The 18,396-nt window shown below is 36.4% G+C and carries 19 protein-coding genes; 5 read left to right on the top strand and 14 right to left on the bottom strand.

Annotated features, from left to right (window positions below):
• The 3 genes from RHAB15C_RS01525 (at position 1) to mnmA (ending at position 5,079) form a co-directional block, all read left to right on the top strand.
• Positions 1–2,523: an ATP-dependent Clp protease ATP-binding subunit gene (locus tag RHAB15C_RS01525; protein ID WP_194845459.1), complete on the top strand. Its 2,523-nt coding sequence runs from the start codon at positions 1–3 to the stop codon at positions 2,521–2,523.
• 340 nt (positions 2,524–2,863) lie between these two features.
• Positions 2,864–3,940 (top strand): Fic family protein, encoded by a 1,077-nt coding sequence (locus RHAB15C_RS01520; RefSeq protein WP_194845460.1) that lies wholly within the window; start codon positions 2,864–2,866, stop codon positions 3,938–3,940.
• Positions 3,941–3,999: 59 nt separating this feature from the next.
• Entirely contained in the window at positions 4,000–5,079 is a 1,080-nt protein-coding gene (mnmA, locus tag RHAB15C_RS01515) for a tRNA 2-thiouridine(34) synthase MnmA (RefSeq protein WP_194845461.1), read from the top strand.
• On the opposite strand, the gene RHAB15C_RS01510 is transcribed toward mnmA, so the two are convergent.
• Complete coding sequence (locus RHAB15C_RS01510; RefSeq protein ID WP_194845462.1) at positions 5,063–5,395, bottom strand: hypothetical protein; 333 nt, start codon at positions 5,393–5,395, stop codon at positions 5,063–5,065. The two genes, mnmA and RHAB15C_RS01510, sit on opposite strands and share 17 nt — an antisense overlap.
• 213 nt (positions 5,396–5,608) lie before the next feature.
• Between RHAB15C_RS01510 and RHAB15C_RS01505 the strand changes: the two genes are divergently transcribed.
• Positions 5,609–6,256: a hypothetical protein gene (locus RHAB15C_RS01505; RefSeq protein ID WP_194845463.1), complete on the top strand. Its 648-nt coding sequence runs from the start codon at positions 5,609–5,611 to the stop codon at positions 6,254–6,256.
• 264 nt (positions 6,257–6,520) lie between these two features.
• Here the strand turns inward: RHAB15C_RS01505 and RHAB15C_RS01500 are convergent, their stop codons facing one another.
• The 9 genes from RHAB15C_RS01500 to RHAB15C_RS01460 all read right to left on the bottom strand — a co-directional run bounded on the left by RHAB15C_RS01500 (position 6,521) and on the right by RHAB15C_RS01460 (position 13,162).
• A complete protein-coding gene (locus tag RHAB15C_RS01500) occupies positions 6,521–7,981 on the bottom strand; it encodes an amino acid permease (protein ID WP_194845464.1) in 1,461 nt (486 codons plus the stop codon).
• Positions 7,982–8,084: 103 nt separating this feature from the next.
• Positions 8,085–8,819: a PTS sugar transporter subunit IIA gene (locus tag RHAB15C_RS01495; RefSeq protein WP_194845465.1), complete on the bottom strand. Its 735-nt coding sequence runs from the start codon at positions 8,817–8,819 to the stop codon at positions 8,085–8,087.
• 16 nt (positions 8,820–8,835) lie between these two features.
• The gene (locus tag RHAB15C_RS01490; protein ID WP_246587581.1) at positions 8,836–9,366 is read right to left on the bottom strand and encodes a PTS sugar transporter subunit IIA; all 531 of its coding nucleotides are present in this window, start codon (positions 9,364–9,366) and stop codon (positions 8,836–8,838) included.
• Positions 9,344–9,790, bottom strand: coding sequence for a dUTP diphosphatase (gene dut / locus RHAB15C_RS01485; protein ID WP_194845466.1), 447 nt, complete (start codon positions 9,788–9,790; stop codon positions 9,344–9,346). Before dut ends, RHAB15C_RS01490 begins: the two co-directional genes overlap by 23 nt.
• A gap of 16 nt (positions 9,791–9,806) precedes the next feature.
• Positions 9,807–10,754: an acetyl-CoA carboxylase, carboxyltransferase subunit beta gene (gene accD / locus RHAB15C_RS01480; RefSeq protein WP_194845467.1), complete on the bottom strand. Its 948-nt coding sequence runs from the start codon at positions 10,752–10,754 to the stop codon at positions 9,807–9,809.
• Positions 10,755–10,849: 95 nt separating this feature from the next.
• Positions 10,850–11,461, bottom strand: a complete 612-nt coding sequence (locus tag RHAB15C_RS01475) for a Fe-Mn family superoxide dismutase (protein ID WP_194845468.1) — start codon at positions 11,459–11,461, stop codon at positions 10,850–10,852.
• A gap of 283 nt (positions 11,462–11,744) precedes the next feature.
• Entirely contained in the window at positions 11,745–11,906 is a 162-nt protein-coding gene (locus RHAB15C_RS01470) for a hypothetical protein (protein WP_220716060.1), read from the bottom strand.
• A 279-nt stretch (positions 11,907–12,185) separates the two neighbouring features.
• Positions 12,186–12,383, bottom strand: coding sequence for a hypothetical protein (locus tag RHAB15C_RS01465; RefSeq protein ID WP_194845469.1), 198 nt, complete (start codon positions 12,381–12,383; stop codon positions 12,186–12,188).
• Positions 12,384–12,712: 329 nt separating this feature from the next.
• Positions 12,713–13,162, bottom strand: coding sequence for a hypothetical protein (locus RHAB15C_RS01460; RefSeq protein ID WP_194845470.1), 450 nt, complete (start codon positions 13,160–13,162; stop codon positions 12,713–12,715).
• Positions 13,163–13,814: 652 nt separating this feature from the next.
• On the opposite strand from RHAB15C_RS01460, the gene metK reads away from it, so the two are divergent.
• Entirely contained in the window at positions 13,815–14,990 is a 1,176-nt protein-coding gene (gene metK, locus RHAB15C_RS01455; RefSeq protein ID WP_194845471.1) for a methionine adenosyltransferase, read from the top strand.
• Here metK and RHAB15C_RS01450 read toward each other — a convergent pair.
• The 4 genes from RHAB15C_RS01450 to rnc are packed head-to-tail and all read right to left on the bottom strand — an operon-like array spanning position 14,987 to position 18,371.
• Positions 14,987–15,619 carry a uroporphyrinogen-III synthase gene (locus RHAB15C_RS01450; protein ID WP_194845472.1) on the bottom strand — a complete coding sequence of 211 codons (633 nt, stop codon included), beginning with the start codon at positions 15,617–15,619 and terminating at the stop codon, positions 14,987–14,989. The genes metK and RHAB15C_RS01450 overlap by 4 nt on opposite strands.
• Positions 15,616–16,308: a hydroxymethylbilane synthase gene (gene hemC / locus RHAB15C_RS01445; protein WP_194845473.1), complete on the bottom strand. Its 693-nt coding sequence runs from the start codon at positions 16,306–16,308 to the stop codon at positions 15,616–15,618. The genes RHAB15C_RS01450 and hemC overlap by 4 nt, the downstream gene beginning before the upstream one ends.
• A complete protein-coding gene (gene radA / locus RHAB15C_RS01440) occupies positions 16,295–17,656 on the bottom strand; it encodes a DNA repair protein RadA (protein WP_194845474.1) in 1,362 nt (453 codons plus the stop codon). Before radA ends, hemC begins: the two co-directional genes overlap by 14 nt.
• Positions 17,646–18,371 (bottom strand): ribonuclease III, encoded by a 726-nt coding sequence (gene rnc / locus RHAB15C_RS01435; protein ID WP_246587579.1) that lies wholly within the window; start codon positions 18,369–18,371, stop codon positions 17,646–17,648. Before rnc ends, radA begins: the two co-directional genes overlap by 11 nt.
• Between the last annotated feature and the right edge of the window lie 25 nt (positions 18,372–18,396).

Genomic DNA, 18,396 nt, shown 5'->3' with positions numbered 1-18,396 from the left:
ATGTTTGATAAATTCACTAATCGTGCTAAGCAAGTCATTAAATTTGCAAAAAAAGAAGCTCAACGCCTTAACCACAACTACCTTGGAACCGAACACATCTTACTTGGTTTGCTCAAACTCGGTCAAGGAATTGCTGTTAATGTACTTCGTAATTTTAATTTAGATTACGATACTGTACGTGCTGAAGTAGAAAGGCTTGTTGGATTCGGGCCAGAAATCCAGGTCTATGGAGATCCTGCACTAACGGGAAAAGTAAAAAAAGTTTTTGAATACTCTAACGAAGAAGCCGCAAATCTTAATCACAATTATGTAGGAACAGAGCACCTATTGCTAGCTCTTTTACGCCAACGTGATGGCGTTGCTGCGCAAGTACTAGAAAATCTCAATGTGAATTTAAAAGATATTTACCGAGAAATCCTTAAAGAATTAGAAATCTTTAATTTACAACTTCCTCCCTCTGGTATGAGTTCTTCAAATAACCCTAATTACTCTTCTACAAGTAAAGGCCCAGAAAAAGGAATGGCTTCGGAAAAAATGCCTGCGCTAAAAGCCTACGGCCACGACTTAACCGAAGCTTGCCGCGAAGGAAAACTCGACCCAGTAATCGGTAGAAAAGAAGAAGTGGAGCGTCTGATTTTAATTCTCTGTAGAAGACGCAAAAACAATCCTGTTTTAATCGGAGAAGCAGGTGTGGGGAAAACAGCAATAGTAGAAGGGTTAGCTCAAGCAATCGTTAAAGGGGAAGTGCCCGACCATTTGATCAAAAAACGCTTGATTTCACTGGACCTTACTCTAATGATTGCAGGAACTAAATACCGCGGACAGTTTGAAGAGCGAATCAAAGCGGTCATGGATGAGATTAAAAAGAATGGAAATATCCTTCTCTTCATCGATGAGCTACATACGATTGTTGGAGCAGGAGCTGCTGAAGGAGCCATTGATGCATCCAATATTTTAAAACCAGCTCTCTCTCGTGGTGAAATCCAGTGTATTGGTGCAACTACCATTGATGAATATCGCAAACATATTGAAAAAGATGCCGCTTTAGAAAGACGTTTTCAGAAGATTCTCGTTACACCTCCCTCTGTTGAAGAAGCCGTTGCTATTTTAATGGGCCTAAAAGCCAAATATGAAGATCATCACAAATGCATTTACACCGATTCCTCAATTAAATCTGCTGTATACCTATCAGATCGTTATATTATAGGAAGATTCCTACCGGATAAGGCAATCGATTTGATCGATGAAGCTGGAGCTAAAGCGCGGATTGCAACTATGCCCCAATCTCAAGAGATTACAAAATATGAAACAGAAATCGACAAGGTTCTTGTAGCTAAAGAAACTGCTTTGGAAAAACAAGAGTATGAAGAAGCTGCCAAATTACGCGATACTGAACAGAGTCTACGAGAGCAGTTAAAGCAGATCAGTGAAAGATGGAAAAATAACAAAGAACAACACCAAGTGATTGTTGATGAAGAAGAAGTTGCAGAAATTGTAGCAAAGCAAACAAAAATCCCTCTGACAAGGTTAACAGAAGGAGAAACTACAAAAGTGCTTAAGATGGAAGAGATCCTAAAGGAAAACATTATCGGTCAAGATGATGCAGTAAGCGTTGTTTGTAGAGCCATTCGCCGAAGTAGAGCTGATATTAAAGATCCCAATAGACCCATTGGCGCTTTTCTATTCTTAGGACCCACAGGTGTCGGGAAAACGCTATTAGCAAAGCAACTTGCCATCAATATGTTTGGTGGCGAAGATGCCCTGATTCAGGTCGATATGTCTGAATACATGGAGAAATTTGCTATCAGTCGCATGACAGGTTCTCCTCCTGGATATGTAGGCCATGAAGAAGGCGGTCAATTGACAGAACAAGTAAGACAAAGACCTTATTGCGTGGTATTATTTGACGAGGTAGAAAAAGCACATCCTGATGTGCTGAATATGCTTTTACAAATATTAGAAGAGGGACGCCTAACCGACTCATTTGGTCGCCGAATTGACTTCCGTAATACCATCATCATTATGACTTCCAATTTAGGAGCAGATCTTATTCGCAGATCTTCTGAAGTAGGCTTTGCAGCAAGTGAAGGTACTCCTGACTATAAATCTATGGAAGAGACCATTAGACGCTCAGTTGCTAAAGGATTTAAACCAGAGTTTATCAACCGTCTAGACGGAATGATTATCTTTAAACCTCTAGATAGAGCTCATCTCTTTAACGTCATTGAATTAGAGGTGAAAAAAGTATTAGAGCGCCTAGCTAGAAAGCAAATATCTTTTACTCTCGATGAGAAAGCAAAAGACTTTTTAGTAAATAAAGGCTTTGATCCTGCAATGGGAGCTAGACCTCTGCGCCGCATCATCGAACAATACCTAGAGGACCCTTTAGCAGAACAGCTTCTGCTCAATCCAGGTAAAGGCGGACACTGGTCAATCTCAGCAGACGAGGATAAACTCTTACTCACCCCTTTAGAAGAGTGTTTGACCATAGCTGATAAACAAACTCCCACAGAAGGCGCTTAAAAGAAGAAGCTCTTAAGAAGGAGTTAAAACTCCTTCTTTCTGCCCTTACAGACTAATATCGGCCAAAAATCTTGAAAAATGGCCGTATTACATCAACTAATCCAGGAGCCAGCGCCTATTAGACTATATGAATTACTTGAAAAACTCGGAAGTAATTATACCGAAAGAAGTGTAAGGCGCTGGCTTACTGCGTCGAAAAACTCGGAAATAAACGTGGAACTAGATATAAAGCCATCCAGCATCAGCATAAAGATATTAACGATAATTGTTTTAGCTCTAAAAGCAAAAAAATACTTAAGCAGGTACAACTTCCCATCTACGAACGAATTCCATTACCTATATGGACGATTGGCTTGAGATTTACCAGCCAAATAGCAGTTTTTATACTCCATTAGAACTGAGATTACAGTTACATAAAGCAGGAAAGCGCTCTACCCTTTCAGTACCAGCTGGGACCTATGCACATCAAATTTTTAACCGCCTCCTTATCGATCTTTCCTATAATTCTTCTAGATTAGAAGGTAATACATATTCATTATTAGATACAAAAAAACTCATTCTTGAAGGAATAAGCCCCGAAGGGAAGCTTGACGAAGAGAAAATTATGATTCTCAATCACAAAGAAGCTATTTGCTATTTAGTGGATACAGCTCCTCGATTAGAAATAGATAAAGAAACTATTTGCACACTACACTTTCTTCTCTCAGATGGATTGTTAGAAGTTGCTCGACATGCAGGAAAAGTCAGGGATCATGGAGTTCGCATAGGAGGTTCTGTCTATATTCCTTTTGAAGACTCCAAGCAATTAAAAATGCGCCTTGATCGTATCACTAAAAAGGCTGCACTGATTAAAGATCCATATGAGCAAAGTTTATTCTTGCTTATACATATCTCCTATTTACAAGCATTTGCAGATGTAAATAAACGCACCGCCCGCCTTAGTGCTAACATTCCTCTGATTAAAAATAACCTTGTTCCTTTATCATTTAGTGATGTTGAAAGAAATGATTACACTTCAGCTATGATTGCGGTTTATGAGCTACAAAATGTACACCCAATCCTTGATTTGTATGTATTCTCTTATATGCGGACTTGTGCCTTGTATGATTCAACAGTTAAAACGATAAATTATGATGAAATACGAGTACGTTATCGACAGCAACGCCGTATTATTATCAGTCATATTATCACTTATAATTTAGCAGGAAGGTCTTTGCATAAATATATTTCTACCCAAACCTCAAAGCTAATAAAAAAAGAAGACCAAACTCCTTTTATTGAAGATGTTATGGAGGATCTTAAAGAAATAGATGAGAGTCGTATTGTTGGCCTTGGTATTACAAAAGATCAATTAAAGAACTGGCTTAATTTAAACCAAGCCAATCAAAAAAAAATACATGAAATTTTGAAAGTTTAAATCCTGTCTAGTTTTTTTTGTTTTTTTGTAGTATAATTACTTCAAAAAAAATGCCTCATATGAAAAAAATAGTTGTTGTTGGGATGTCTGGAGGAGTAGACTCCTCTGTTGCAGCCTTGTTGCTTAAAGCAAAGGGTTATCAAGTCATAGGCCTTTTCATGAAGAATTGGGATGAAAAAGATGAAAAAGGCACCTGTCTTTCGTCTTCTGATTTCGAAGATGTCCAAAGAGTTTGTGCACAGATCGATATCCCTTGCTATACGGTAAACTTTGTCAAAGAGTATCAAGAATCTGTCTTTTCTCATTTCCTTACTGAATTAAAAAAAGGTTATACTCCAAATCCAGATATTCTCTGTAACCGAGAAATTAAATTTAAGGTTTTTCTTGATAAAGCAATGAGTCTTGGCGCTGATTACCTGGCAACTGGCCACTACTGTACCATAGAAAAAGAAAAGTCCTTTTACCTACATAAAGGCCGAGACCTTAATAAAGATCAAAGCTATTTTCTTTATACCCTTTCACAAAAGATATTAGAAAAAGTCCTCTTTCCGATTGGACACCTAACTAAACAAGAAGTGCGCTCAATTGCATTATCGCATAATCTCTTCACAGCCAAAAAAAAAGATAGCGTAGGGATCTGTTTTATTGGCAAACGCAACTTCAAAAAATTCCTTCTTCCTTATCTTGGTTATCAAAAAGGTGCATTTGAAAATACGCAAGGACGAATTTTGGGTTATCATGATGGTCTTGCTTATTATACAATTGGCCAACGTAAAGGATTAAAAATTGGAGGAGCTGGCGATGCTTGGTTTGTTGTTGCCAAAGATATCAAACGCAATGTCATTATTGTCGAGCAAGGCTTAGACCATCCCAGCCTTTATCAATCAGAGCTTATTGCAACAGATTTAAGCTGGATAGCAAATTTTCCCTTTCAAACACCTTATCCTTGCTCTGCTAAAATCCGTTACCGACAAAAAGATCAAGCTTGTATCATTGAAAAAATCTCCGAGGGAAAAGCTTTTGTACGCTTCTTAGAACCTCAAAGAGCCATTACTCCTAGACAATCGATTGTATTCTATACTGGTAATCGTTGCCTAGGTGGTGGGATGATTGAGCCAGAAGCTATTTTAAGGCTTTAGCAGATAAATCTGTGTTTGAAAGATTTTCTAACTTATCTTTTATACAGCCTTTTACTTTTACTGCATGATAAATATTCCCCCCTAAAATATCTGCAATGCGCTCCTTGTATATCACGTGTTTTGTACTAGGATACGTAGGGTTAAATCTTTTTATAAACCGATTTCTCTTCTCAAAAAGATTCTGAGAAAGTGTTAATTTCGGTAAACCGAAAACAAATAGATTATTGAGAAAAGATAAATCTATATCTCTTTTTAAGAGAGCTAAATCTTTATTAGTATCTATAGCAGTTCGAACGGAATTAATTAATAGTAACATAATAAGAACCTATTATTAAATTATTTGTTTTTATAACTAATGCTACGACAATGAAAATAACATTTTCATCATAAAAATCAATCTGGTGTTTTTAGTTAAATTAAACTAAATAAATTAATTTATATATTAACATTTAAATTAAGCATTTGCATTTTGATTTAAAAATAGATGTTGCTATGATTTGCCTCATCAAAAAAACAACAAAGGGTTTTTATGACTCCCTACATTAGTGATATCTTGTCAAAAATAGACATAGTTACTCCAAGATATAAACCCCTAGTTTTTAGAGCTGTTGGAGCAACAACCCTAGCTGGATTAGCTCTATGCAGCTCTTGGGAACTCATTAAAATTACAGGATTAACGGTATTAACCGGCACTGCTTATGGAATTGCCAATGATATGATTGCTTGTCGAGACTGTATTGAATACTTCACTGTTGGGAACTTCTATGATGGTCGAAGCCTAAAAAATCGTCCTATTCAAAGTTTAAACCCCAACCTTAATGCGATTGCTTGGGGCACAATTGCTACTTGGTACGTTTGTCTAATTGCAGGTATTGCTTTATCTATAATAGCCCGCGTACCACTACCCGGTATTACATTAAAAATAACAGCTAAACAGATTGCTCCTTATCTAGCTATGGCTGTTGCTTTAACACTAACTACTGCTCATATTGAAAGTCGAAAAGCACAAAAAATTATGCAAGATGCACCTTATCTAAAGTATAGAGGCGTTCCTCTAGATTTTCAAGCAGGTTGGGAAGCATGTAACGTCCGAAACTTAACCGGCTATGATGCTTTAGCTTTGAATAGTATCATTTTATCCGTTGGCATTTTAGCTGTAAGAATTCTTAAAGCATAGGAATATGAAGAGCAATTAATGAATATTCCTCTAGAAACACAAATACTCTTTTCTATAAAGCTGCTACAGCCACAGCTTTAACTGAACAACATTAATGAGATCGGTTTAGATGGAGCACTCAAAAACTAGAATTTTTGAATAAGACCATTAATACACAAGCTGCAGTTCTTAGCTTAAACGATAGATTTTCTTAGTATTTTTAGAAAAAAGTGACCACTGCTTACCAAAACCATCAATTATGGTAAGCACTGGTCACAAATAACCTTATTTTTTAACCGGCTGACGGATTTTACTATTTTTTATACCATAGGCAAAATAAATAATACATCCTATCACCATCCAAACAAACATCTGCCACCAACTAACAGCTGGGAAAGCTAACATCTGAATAATACAACATAAAGTACCTGCTAGAGGAATCCAAGGCACAAAAGGAGTTTTAAACGGACGATGTAATAAAGGTTGTTTATAGCGCAGGATCAAAATACCAAAGCAAACAATAGTAAAGGCCAAAAGAGCTCCCATTGAAGTCAACTGACCCAAAATACCTACTGGGAAAATCCCTGCTAAGATCATAGCTATAAGAGTGACTATAATAGAAGTAAAAAATGGAGTATGAAACCTTTTACTGATCTGACTAAAAGGTTTAGGCAATAACCCATCATTTGCCATTGTATAAAAAATACGAGATTGCCCTAAGATCATAACTAACACAACAGAGGTTAAACCTGCTAAAATAGCAAATTTAAGAACTAAACGCAGCCAAATAAATTTAGGGCCTAAAGCATTTACAGCTACTGCAAGAGGATCTGGAACATCTAGCATAGTGTAGGGCACGATGCCAAGTAGAATAACTCCAATAGCAATATATGCAAGAGTAGATATGCTAAGCGATCCTAACATCCCTATTGGTAGGTCTTTTTGTGGATTACGTGCGTCTTGCGCTAGAGTAGAAAGAGCATCAAAACCGATAAAAGCAAAAAAGACAACCCCAGCTCCACGCAAAATACCACTAAATCCATATACTCCAAATTCCCCCGTATTCTCTGGAATAAATGGTATTAAATGATCTAAATTGATGAAAGCAATCCCACAGCCAATAAATAGCAAGATCACTCCCATTTTGATAATTACCATTAAGTTATTGAAGCCAGCAGCCGCTTTAATTCCAACGGAAACCAAAGCTCCCATGACAGCAACAATGAACATGGCAGGAAGATTCATAATAGCTCCGGTTGTTTCCCACCCTATTCCTATTTCATAGCTTAGTGGAGAACTAGCTAAAAAAGAGGGCAATTGCATTCCAAAATCTTTTAACAAGCTCACAAAATATCCGGACCATCCTACGGAAACAGTTGCCGCAGAAAATAAGTATTCCATGGTTAAACCCCAACCAATGATCCAGGCCGTTAATTCTCCCATGGTAACATACGCATAAGTATAAGCGCTTCCTGCAATAGGAATTAAAGAAGCAAATTCTGCATAGCAAAGAGCTGCAAAAACACAAATCATCGCTGCTAAAATAAATGAAATAAAAATTCCAGGACCTGCATATTGAGCTGCTGCTTGTCCTGTTAATACAAAAATTCCAGCACCTATGATGGCCCCTACTCCCATTGCTGTTAAATTAACCGGTCCTAAAGAGCGCGTAAGACCACGGTTAGGTTGCGAGGCTTGACTTAATAAATCTTTTAAAGATTTTTTGATAAATAATTGCTTAGACATAAAAAAGGATGTCCATTTTTATTTTTTAGTGGTTTGCAAAGTTCGATATACCCTAGCAAGGGTAAGATAAGTTTGTTTTTATGAATAGAAAAATAAAAATAACTTATCCTATAGAACGGATTTGTCCTTCCCAATTGCGAACAAAGTCTAACAAAGTAGCTTTATCAGAACGGTCTAGTAACAATTGAAATGCCTCTTTATGACTACTTAAATGTGCTAATTTTGCTAGAAGTTGAAGATGCGCTTTATCACTTCCAGCGAACAAGAAAAATAGCGTATGTACTAGTTTAGAATCCAAAGCTCCATATTCCAGAGGTGCTTCAGGATATACAATAAACACCATATCAAACGATCCTTTTGCCATTGCTTCTCTTGTATGTGGAACTGCAAGACCATTTCCTAAAGCTGTTGGACTTAAGTCTTCGCGATCAATTAAAAGCTCTGCTAATACTTCAGCATCCACATTGAGTTTAGGGGCTACAATTTTAGTTACTGAAGAAATGATTTCTTCTTTCTTATTTCCTTTGATATTAACTAAAACATCTCCTTGGTGAAGAGCACGATATAAACAAAATTGTACCATTCCACCACTAACTGGACTTTCTATCTGCATTTGCTGCTTTTGGTTAGTTAGAGGGTAGATTTGTTGATCACAAGAAGCGGTTTCTTGGAGTTGTTTTAAATCAAACTTTAACATCCAGTTTTCAATTTCGACTAAGCCAAATCGGTGTTCTCCATTAATACAATAAGAAGGAATTTTATTATGAAGTAATAATTTATGAATAGCAGCTTCTGAAATATTGAATAACTTAGCAACATCTTTAATTGTAAGATCCATGGTTTTTCCTCTTAGTTTAACATCCGTTAAACATTTCGATTACTTCTTTAGCGCAATGGCACTTAAGCAGCTTTTTGCGCCTTTCTTTATTTTTAACCGCCATTGTCAAATGAGACAAAATGCGTAAGTATTCCGTTTGTCGATTATCTGGACCTCCAATCATAAAAATGAGTTGGACTGCCATACCATCAAGAGCATTCCATTCTAAACCCTGCTGTACCTGAATTCCCACTGCGATAAAAAAATCCTTATAGCTATGCAGTTTCGCATGAGGGACTGCAACTCCCAGACCAATTGCGGTAGGAACAATCCTTTCTCTTTCTAAAATTGCCTGATAGAACCGTTTAGAATCTTGAAGCTTTTTTTTCTCTTCTAGTAGACTCACTAAACGATTTAAAGCATCATCACGATTGTCAGCTTGCATAAATAAAACGAGCTCTTCATCTAAATAATCAGAAATGACCAATGTACTATCTCGTTTAAAAAACTTCCTTAAATCGTTAAAACCTAATGAGATTTGATGATTAATGCGTGCCAGTATGGCCAAATCCACTCTCTCCTCTTTTAGTTATAGCTAAATCGCTTTTCCTGATAAATACAGCTTGCATAACAGGTGCAAAAACCATCTGCGCAATACGCATACCAGGAGTAATAATAAAATCTGACTTACCATGGTTTATTAAAATAATTTTGATCTCTCCTCGATAATCAGAATCAATTGTACCAGGGGAATTTAGTACTGTAATTTGTTGTTTTAACGCAAGTCCGCTTCGAGGGCGGATTTGCGCTTCATAACCATTTGGAATTTCCAAATAAATCCCTGTAGGAATAAGAATAGACGCTCCAGGTTTCAATAACATTTCTTCTGTTATGTGCGCTTTTATATCCGCTCCTGCTGCTTGCTGGGAGGCGTACTCTGGGGTACATTTTTCTTCTTCTAAATCAATTCCTACTTCTAATCTCTCAGACATGTATTTCCCTTTAAATTTAATGTTTTAGCCCTTGTCCTGTAATAGCACCTAGTTCTAACAGATCTTGTAGTTTTTGAGGGATTTTTTTTAAAGACTTTTCTAACAAAGAAATTTTTGATTTTTTTTGACGTGTTAAAAACGTTAAAAGGTCGCTTAAAGTTTGTTTTAATTGATGACGAGATACGATACAATCAATCATTCCTTTTTCTAAAAGAAACTCTGAGCATTGCGCATTAGGAGGAAGCTTTTTTCTCATGGTTTGTTCTACTACCCGAGGCCCTGCAAAACCAATCAAAGCATCTGGTTCTGCAATAATAATATCTCCTAAAGAAGCAAAAGAGGCTGTAACACCGCCTAATGTAGGATTTGTCATTACAGAAATAAAAGGTAGTCCTTCTTCGTGCAGTTTTGCTAAAGCAGCAGATGTTTTTGCCATTTGCATTAAAGAAAGTGCTGATTCTTGCATTCTAGCTCCTCCAGAAGCAGAAACAATGACTATTGGCAAGTCGTGATTTAAGGCATATTCAATCAATAATGTAAGTCTCTCCCCCACTACTGATCCCATAGAGCCCACCATAAATGTAAAATCGAGAACTCCCAAAGCAATCTGCGTTTCAAATATAGTAGCTTTCCCTACAATTACTGCTTCATCACGACAAGAGGTCTTAGTCGCTTTCAAAAGTCTATTTACATAAGATTCTGTATCAGTAAAGTTCAAAGGATCCATTGGTTTTAGATCTGTGAAAAGCTCTTCAAAACTATCCTGATCTGATAAAAGCTTAATCCTTTGAGAACCTGATAAACGATAATGGTAACTGCACTTCGGACAACAAGAGAAATTTTCTTGCAATTCATTTGCATGAATGATCTCATGACAGTGCGTGCATTTAATCCACCCGCTATAACCATCTTTTTTAATCGTTTGGACTTTAATCTTTGGTTTATTCTTTGAAAAAAGACCCATAAATAAAACCATTTAATTTTGTAACATAGAAAGTAATTATATATTTAAAGCTATTCTTTAAGCAACAACCAAAATTAAAAACCCTTTATTTAAATTTATTTTTTTGCAGAAAGAAATCGCTCTTCCACATTCTTCCAATTGATCACCTTAAAAATATTTTTTATATAATCAGCTCTAACATTCTTATAGTCTAGGTAATAGGCATGCTCCCAAACGTCAATCCCTAGCAATGGTACATACTTCTTTGTACAAAGAGGATCTTGATTAGCGCATGTAGTCATTACGATTTTTTTTTCTACTCGACTATAACCTAACCAACCCCAACCAGAGCCTTGAATAGCAGTAGTTATAGAGCTAAGTTGCTCTATTAGATGCTCTAAAGAACCAAATTGCCCTATAATAGCCTTTAAAAGCTCCCCTTTGGGCTTTTCCCCTCCTCCTTTATCTATAGGAGCTAAGTTAGTCCAAAAAATACTATGGTTGAGATGACCCCCTCCATTAAATTTAATAGTCTGCTGCAGTTCAATCATTGTAGATAAATCTTTCTTTTTTTCCGCTTCTACATATTTTTCTAAAGCAGCATTTACATTGGTTACATATCCAGCATGGTGCTTAGAATAATGCAATTTCATAATCTCTGCAGAAATGATCGGTTCTAAAGCAGAAAAATCATAAGGAAGATCGGGTAGTGTGTAAGACGCAGGCATGAAAATAAACTCCGCTATTTTTAAGATAAATGATGTGATTTTGAATATAAACCGCTTACTAATATTTTGCAAAAGCCTATAGTATAACATGGCATTTTTTTAGTAGTTTTCCTTACACAAAATAAGATAAAAAACTTGATTCAGAGTCTGGCATTCCATTGCAACCTTCCAAGTCTGGACTTACACAAAAAAAGAGATTTCTTTAAAAGAAGGGTTTTCAATCGTTCTATGTGACACACAGATCCAGTTTGCATTCCTTCTCCAACACTTCAATCTGCATCTCTTAACATAGGATAACGTTATTACCTTTTGTGGCTGTTTCGTAGATAGCTTGCTTTAATAAAAACAAAGCAACAGGCCCATCACCTATGAAGCCAGAAATTTTTAAGCCTTTAACCATTTTGATAGGTAAACCAAGAACCTCAATAGATCCGATTTCATTCATCTTTTTGTGAATGGTTTAAGCGATAAAGTGGCTGAGAACAGCAAAGAAGAAACTGAATGGATTAAGCAATTTTTAAGGATCTCAATTCTGTAAAAACCAAAAATTCTGATAGCATCCATTCTATTATAGAATACTACAAAGAGAACCAGTCTGCAATAAAATGAATTAATAGAGAAAGATTGAGACGTTTTATTCTAAAAAATCATTTTTATTCACTAAATTTTAGTGAATAAGATGTTCAGGATTTGCCTAATCACAGTCCAGTTTAGTTCCACTTACCTAACTGCGTAAGTTTAGGTATCCATTAGTAGGTTGTGCTAGATCTTTATCTAATCTTGTGTATTTCAGTGTGATAAAATATTCATCTACTTTATCAATATTTATGTGGCCATCTAAATCATCAAGATGAAGCATATGTAAATCTGAAGAACACTCATTCATTGCTTCTCTTTTAGACCCTGCTGTAACAAGCAGCATAAAGTGATGTTCTCCAATTTGCAAAGGATAGATTGCCTTTCTTATTTAGACCACAACAGGATTCCTATTCCTAAGCAAAAAATAAAAAATGAAATGAAACCTCTAAATGTAATCTTCTCTTTTCTTAGCCTTGACCAAGACCACTCCAAAAGAAAAGCAGCTATTCCGATTCTAAAGAAGGTAAAAAATAAAATCACCAAAGATCCTGTAGAGATCTCTATTATATTTTTCAACATACTCATTCTGTTTTTGATGCATCTGCAGAGCTTGAATTCGAAGAACTGGACTCACTTACAGAGCTTGGTGCTTGATTAAATCCTCCGAAAGGTTCATGACCAGACACAAGGTCCATTACATCTCTTCCAACACTTCCAAAGTTCAAATTGCCCCGCATGCTCTGCGATATCAGCAATGGAAATCCCAGGTCTATCATTATGCGTACAGGCATAATCATTGTTGCTGGAAGCACTGTGACTAGAGACGTTGTTACTATTGCTCTCATGAGAAGGTCCATTTCCTCCTCCAAAAAGTCTGCATGTATACCTAATGGAATAATCGCCAGAAAACCCCAGACTTTCGACTATGGTAAAGTATCCGATCCTTTTGACTTTCTCAATTTGTTCGAGAGAAATTCCTTGCAAACTTTTATCTGTATTGTCCTTAGAAATCTGAAAGAGGCTTCTATCTCCTCTTTGAACAGAGAAAGACCCGTTCTCATACCAAAGGTTGCTTATATTAGCAGAGCCACTGGTATAAAAGCTCTCAATTGGTATTCTCATGTTTACTCTTTTTGTTAGTTAAGGGCATAAAAAAAATAAAAAACTTACAACTACTTCTTTTTCAGTCGGAAAATTTTTTTGACCATTTTTCCATGCAATCACAAATTTTTCAATCAAGGATATTAAAATAATTTATTTTATGCAAAATGACTGTAAAATAAATAGATGTTTTCAAATTGATTACTGATTACCTTTAATTGAAAGTAAGCTCAGATTGTAATGGAGTCCTGAACAAATTTTCAGCTGGCTCAAGAGGTGCAGAACTGTCAGTCACGAGAACACTCACAGATATGCCTAGAAGCATGGCGGAAGTTTCCACAAGGAACTACGGCATCATGGACATACAGTAGATGCAAAAGAATGAAGGGTCCTTATAACTTAGTTTTTGTTGCATTAGATAAAAGTTACAAGGGAAAGGAACTAGAGTTTGCTTGATAGAGCATACCCAAAAAAAAATTTAGACCTTAGACATGAGGTCGCTTTTGTCATCGATAGCCGTAAATATTTTGTTATTGCTGCATCATTTGAGATTACGCCGATATACTTGACTGTTTGCTTTTTTATTTACAGACATTCTTTCTTTAGATTGACAAATTTTCTAAAAAAAAATTAAAAACTTTCTAACATCTACATAAAACCCAAGAGATTCCTTATGACAAAATCCTATTTATTCACTTCAGAATCTGTTTCTGAAGGACATCCTGACAAAGTAGCGGATCAGATTTCCGATACGATCTTAGATCTTGCTTTGGCTCAAGACCCTAAAGCAAGAGTGGCTTGTGAAACTTTAGTAAAAACATCTATGGTTGTTGTTGCGGGGGAAATCAGCGCACAGGCGCAAATAAATTGGGAAAGAGTTATTCGAAATTTACTCCTAAACATAGGCTATGACAATATAAGTTCAGGTCTTGATGCAAATTCTTGCTCTATTATCAATGCTATTAGCCAACAGTCTAGCGATATTGCTATCGGTGTAGATCGAACAGAAGACGATCAAGGTGCTGGAGACCAGGGGTTGATGTTTGGCTATGCTACTAATGAAACAGATGTGCTGATGCCAGCACCAATTACCTATGCTCACCGCTTAATGCAGCGCCAAGCCTTTTTGCGTAAATCGGGTAAGTTACCTTGGCTTCAACCAGATGCAAAAAGTCAGGTCACTTTTTGTTATATCGATAAAAAACCAACTTATGTAGACACCATTGTTTTATCTACACAACACAAAGAAGAAATGAGTTATTCCGATTTAAAAGAAGCTGTTATCGAAGAGATGATTAAACCAGTAATTCCAGCTAAATGGATTACAAAAGATACACGTTATCTCATTAATCCTACAGGCCGTTTTGTGATCGGAGGTCCACAAGCCGACTGCGGTTTAACAGGTCGTAAAATTATTGTAGACTCCTACGGTGGTGCAGCACGCCATGGAGGAGGAGCTTTTTCTGGTAAAGATCCTTCCAAAGTAGATCGTTGTGCAGCTTATATGGGAAGATATGTGGCTAAAAATATTGTAGCTGCGGGATTTGCCGATCGTTGTGAAATTCAAATCTCTTATGCTATTGGCGTAGCGAAACCAACTTCTGTTTTTGTAGAGACCTTTGGCACTAATCACATCGATGAAAAAAAGATTATGCAAATTATTCTACAGCACTTTGATTTAAGGCCTCATGCTATTATCCAACAGCTTAATTTATTGCAACCGATCTATGCAAAAACCGCAGCGTATGGACACTTTGGAAGAGACGACACCATTTTCCCCTGGGAAAATACCGATAAAATAGAAGAGTTGCTAGCTAGCTTTACACCTTTGGAAATAGCAACGTCTTAAAGTATTTTAGATAATGCTTTTTGTGTAATAGGCCCTATAGCTGTAAGCTTTTTATCTAAGGGAATAGCAGAAAAAATCTCTAAAAAAGCTTTAACAGTCGAAGGACTTGTAAAAATAATTTCATCTATTTCTTCTAGATGAGGAATAGGTTGATTTTTTTGAGTCACTGTATTGTAAATAAAACAATCTTGGAACAAGATATTTGATTTTTGAAAAAAATCTATGATTACATTTCTAGAAAGGTTGGAACGAGGGAAAAAAAAATGAGTTTTTTCTAGAGGCTGTGTACACAAAAAAGCAACTATTCCTTCTTGCGTCTCTTCTTCTGCAACAAAAGAACAATGGGTATATTCTTTTATATAACTAGCAGTAATTTGGCCAATGGCAATGATGATAATCGGCTGTAAAATTTCTTTAGATATACCAAGGCTATTTAACTGCTGAAAAAAAACCTGAACTGTATTTTTACTAGTAAATAAAAGGTGTGTATAGCTTGATAACTTGCTATAAGCTGCTTTAACACAGGAGTCTATTCTGGGCACAATTTGAATCACGGGATAGTGAATAATTTGGACCCCCTTTGCTTTATAATAAGAAGGGTCTGTTCCTAGATAGAGAGCTTTCTTCACAAATAACTATTGATAAGATCTAGTTCTTGGAAAGTATTTATAGTAGAAAAAACCTGTAACATCTCTTGATCGTCTTGCCTAGCAACAACGGCTAATTTACCTTGCAATGCAGCTACTTCTGTGGATAAAAAAAACCGATTTAGATGAGTTAAACCTAAACGAATCAATGCAGCTTCAGCTACAACCAATCCCTCAACTTCTCTTCGGTAAAGATAAGCCAAACGAGCTTCAATCACTCCGCGAATGTCTACACAAACCAGATCTTCTCTTATACTTTTAATAGATTTTTCACGACGCAGAGAAGAGGTAGCAATACGTGCTTTTTTTGGCAAGGTGTCTATGGTTTGATGAGGAGATAAAACTAAAACATCTCTTGCATCTACCCCTCTCGTAATAGCAACTATTTTTAAACCCCGCTCTAAAGGATCTGGTAAATCTTTAGCCGAGTGAATTCCTACTCTACAAATCCCAGATAACACCAACTGATCTACTTCTTTAGTAAAAAAATCGGTTTTACTTAAAAATCTCAAAGAAAGATCTAATCTGTCATCTCCTGTTGTCCGAATCCAAGTAGGAACAAAAACACGATTTGGATGAATCATCTGCAGCTCTTGGTGTACTTCTTTTACTTGAGCGCGCGATAGATGAGAGTCTCGCGCAGCTACAAAGATTTGATTACATAAGTGCATGAATAGCATCCTCCACAACTTCTACTTCAATGAGATGAATTTTGTGCAATAGATCAGAGGAAATACCTTTTATATTGCGTTTAGGAATAACACATTGCTTAAATCCCATATGAATGACCTCTCGAATTCTATTTTCAATCCGAGAAACTCCTCGCACTTCACCACCTAGTCCTACTTCACCAACAATGGCTGTTGAAGGATCGATACAATGGTTACAAAAAGAAGAAGCAATAGCTAGAATCACGCCTAAATCAATAGCTGGCTCAAAAACTTTCAAACCTCCTGCAATACATACAAATATATCGCAGTTATATAATCGATAATCCATTTTCTTCTCTAATACCGCTAATAATAGACTTAATCTATTGGGATCTAATCCTGTTGATTTACGCGTTGAGGTAGAGAAAGAAGAAGGAGCAACCAAAGCTTGTACTTCTACTAGTAGAGAACGACTCCCTTCTAGAGCAGGAATAATTACAGAGCCTGGTAGCTCTTTTGTGCGCTCTTCCATAAATAACAAAGAAGGGTTATGCACTTCGGTAAGCCCTGCTGTATTCATTTGAAATAAAGCAATCTCATCTGTGGGACCAAAGCGATTTTTTACAGAACGTAGCATCCGATATCCTTGCTGTTTTTCTCCTTCAAAATCCAATACGGTATCCACAATATGTTCTAGTACTTTAGGACCTGCAATCTCTCCTGATTTTGTCACGTGACCTATGAGAAAAGTAGCAATTTTTAATCCTTTTGCGAGATGCATAAATTCCATAGCTAATTCTCGTACTTGACTAACAGAGCCTGGAGCAGAAGGAATTTCGCTTTTATATACAATCTGTATCGAATCAACAATCATGATATCAGGCTTTAAACGCTCAATTTGTAATTTAATATGAGAAAAAAGAGCCTCACTCAATAAAAATAGATGTTCATCTTGCACCTTGAGCCTTAAAGCTCTTAAAGAAGTTTGCTCAACAGACTCCTCTCCACAAATATAAAGAACGGTTAATCCTTGTTCAGCTAGTTTTTGAGCAAGTTGCAACATAAGAGTAGATTTCCCGATCCCAGGATCGCCTCCAATGAGTGTTAAAGAACCAGGGACAATGCCGCCTCCCAACAAACGATCAAGCTCAATCAGCTTTGTTGAGATACGCATGGATTCCTCGAACTTGATCTCTTTAATCCGTAAAGGCTGTGATTTGCTATGTGTAAACCTCTCCGATTTATCAACTGCTTGAATTTCCTTTTCAAAAGTATTCCACTTTTGACAAGAGGGACAACTCCCCGTCCATTTAGCTTGAGTAAGCCCGCATTCACTACAGCACCAAATTGAACGCTGTTTAATCGTCATATTTGATTTCCAATTTATTCAGTGCATTTTCAGCAGCTGCTTGTTCTGCTTGTTTTTTGGAAGGACCTATTCCCTCTCCTATTTTTTGATCTTCAATATAAGCGATCACTTGAAATATTTTGCTATGATCAGGCCCTGATTCTTTTAATACTTTATAAATAGGCGGCTTTTGGTGTTTTTTTTGCGCATAATCTTGTAGTTCCGCTTTCCAATTTCTCAAAGGCATATAAATAATTTCTTTAATACTTTCTTCAAAATGATGTAAAAAAAACTGACGAGTAGCTTCTAGCCCTCCATCTTTATAAATGGCTCCAATAAGCGCTTCAAATAAATCAGCTATAATTTTTTCTCTACCACGCCCATCGTTCATCCTTTCACCTTTACCCAATAAAATAAATTCTGCAACATTTAACTTAACGGCAAGCTGAGCACAATTACTTGCCTCCACAATATAAGAACGTAAATTAGAAAGATAGCCCTCAGGTTCTGTTGGCAAATGTTCATATACATAATCAGAAATAATCAATTCTAAAACTGAGTCTCCTAAAAATTCTAATCGTTCATTATGCTGATCAACAACTGCTCGATATTCATTAAAAAATGATCGATGAACAAAAGCTAAAAAAAGGATTTTTTTATTTTTAAATTGATAATTTAAACGTTCTTCGATTTCTGATATTTTCTCAAGTAATGCTTCAAATGGATTTATCTCCATGACATGCTCCATGCTTATCTTCTCT

This window comes from Candidatus Rhabdochlamydia porcellionis (genome assembly GCF_015356815.2).
Classification (GTDB): domain Bacteria; phylum Chlamydiota; class Chlamydiia; order Chlamydiales; family Rhabdochlamydiaceae; genus Rhabdochlamydia; species Rhabdochlamydia porcellionis.
This window is presented reverse-complemented; position numbering and strand designations above follow the sequence as displayed.